This window comes from Novosphingobium sp. B-7, assembly GCF_000410615.1.
Taxonomy (GTDB): domain Bacteria; phylum Pseudomonadota; class Alphaproteobacteria; order Sphingomonadales; family Sphingomonadaceae; genus Novosphingobium; species Novosphingobium capsulatum.
Window position 1 is genome coordinate 8,150 of sequence record NZ_KE148362.1, and the last position, 2,006, is coordinate 10,155.

Annotated in this window: 3 protein-coding genes; 2 read left to right on the plus strand and 1 reads right to left on the minus strand. The window is 67.8% G+C overall.

Annotated elements, in window-relative coordinates:
- On the plus strand, positions 1–497 hold a 497-nt coding region (locus H926_RS32535), incomplete at its 5' end, for an XdhC family protein (protein ID WP_192816557.1).
- 100 nt (positions 498–597) lie between these two features.
- The gene (locus H926_RS0114160) at positions 598–1,569 is read left to right on the plus strand and encodes a nucleoside hydrolase (protein WP_022676898.1); all 972 of its coding nucleotides are present in this window, start codon (positions 598–600) and stop codon (positions 1,567–1,569) included.
- A gap of 75 nt (positions 1,570–1,644) precedes the next feature.
- On the opposite strand, the gene H926_RS27680 is transcribed toward H926_RS0114160, so the two are convergent.
- Positions 1,645–2,006: NTP transferase domain-containing protein (locus tag H926_RS27680; RefSeq protein WP_158441988.1), on the minus strand; the 362-nt coding region annotated here is incomplete at its 5' end.

Sequence of the window (2,006 nt, forward strand, 5' to 3'; positions counted from 1 at the left end):
TGCCGCTGCCCGTGCCGGCCGATGCCCCGCCGCACCTGCTGCGTGCGCGGCCCTACATTCCCGCGCTCTCGCTGGTCTTGCTGGGCGAGGGCGCGGAGCTGACCGCGACGGCGGCGCTGGCCCGCACGATGGGCATCGCGACACAGGTCTTTGCCAAGGAAGACACTGGCGCGCTGCGCCTAGGCGGGGTGCCGCAGGGCGCGCAGGCCGATGCCTGGACCGCCATCCTGCTGCTGTTCCACGATCACGAATGGGAACGCACGATTCTGCGCTGGGCGCTCGACACGCCCGCGTTCTACATCGGCGCGCAGGGCGGGATGCGCGCGCGGATGGCGCGGCTGGATGACCTGGCGCGCGACGGGGTGAATGAAACCCAGCTGGCGCGGGTGACCAGCCCGATCGGCCTGATCCCCCGCACGCGCGAGCCCGGCGTGCTGGCGCTGTCGGCGCTGGCGGAAATCCTGGGCGCTTACGAGGCGCTGCATCCGCTGGCGTAACGCGCCAGGCGGCGGCCCTGTTGCACACCTGCCCGATTGCCATATGATAGCGATAACAAGGGCGCCCGCCTTGGCGCACCAGAGGGGATTGAGGGCAAAGATGCTGACAAGACGGGCGTTTGCAGTTTCGCTGGCAGGAACGGGAGCATCGGTTCTGGCCGGCCGTGCCGGCGCCGCCAATTTTCGGGCCATCCCGCAAAGACCATCGGCGCGGGTGATCGTCGACAATGATTTTGCCGGCGATCCCGATGGCCTCGTCGCGCTGGCGCATCAGTTGCTGACGCCCAAGACCCGGACGGTGCTGATCACCAGCTCGGCGCTGAACCCCAAGCTTACCGATCCCGCCATTGCCGGCAAGACCGCTGCCGCCGGTAAGGATATTGCCGAAGAACTGATGCGCCAGGCTGGCCTCGCTGCGCCGCCGCCGGTCTATGCCGGGACCGAGGATCTGGGCAACAGCAAGGCACCCGCATCGAAGGCGGCGCTGGCGATCGTGGCAGAGGCAATGCGCGATGATCCCTTGCCGCTGTTCTTTACCTGTGGCGGGCCATTGACCAACCTTGCCGCGGCGCTGCGCATCGAACCGCGGATTGCCCAGCGGATGACGGTGGTGTGGATCGGCGGTGGCAGCTATCCCAATGGCAACTGGGAATACAATCTGGCAACCGATGTTGCGGCGGCGCAAGAGGTTGTTGAGCGCTCCGCCGTTCCCTTGTGGCAGATTCCACAGGCGGCCTATCGGCAGATGCAGGCCTCGGTGGCCGAACTGGGTGACCAACTCAGGCCGATCTCGCCGTTCGGGGCGTGGCTCTATGATCGATTTACCACGCCGCCTGCCTTTATCAACGTGGGGGGCAGTTGGCCGCTGGGAGACAGCCCGACGGTGTTGCTGACGGCGATCTCGCCCGAGAGCAGCACTTTTGTTGATCGGACTGCGCGCCGGATCAATGCCGATGGCACATACGGGGCAGAAATCGCGGGACGAACCGTGCGCGTCTATGAGACGCTCGATGCACGGCTGACGTTTGCGGATTTCTATGCCTTGATGCGGCAGCATGCGCAGGGGCATTGACGCGCTGGGCTGCTGACGCCCCCTCCGACGGCCTGCGGCCGCCACCTCCCCCCGAGGGGGGAGGATCTGGCTGGGTTATCCTCCCCCCTCGGGGGAGGTGGCAGCCCGTAGGGCTGGCGGAGGGGGAAGCAGCGCTTGTGCGCGTGCCAGGTCTTCGGGCGTATCGATGTCCAGTGCCTGCTCGGCCGTCAGCGCCAGCGCGGGCGCATCGCGCAACAAGGCGCCTGCGCCGCGATCTCCCGTCAGCGCCAGCAACGCGGGGAAGTGCTGCGCGCCGAGCAGGGCCGGCGGCAGCGGCTGGCGGTTACAACTGCTGGTCAGGCGATCGCCATCGAATGCGGCCAGCATCGCGGCAAAGTGTGCCGCCGGCACCAGTGGCATATCGGCGAGCGCGATCAGCACGGCGTCTGCCCCCGGCGCGGCGGCAATGCCTAGCG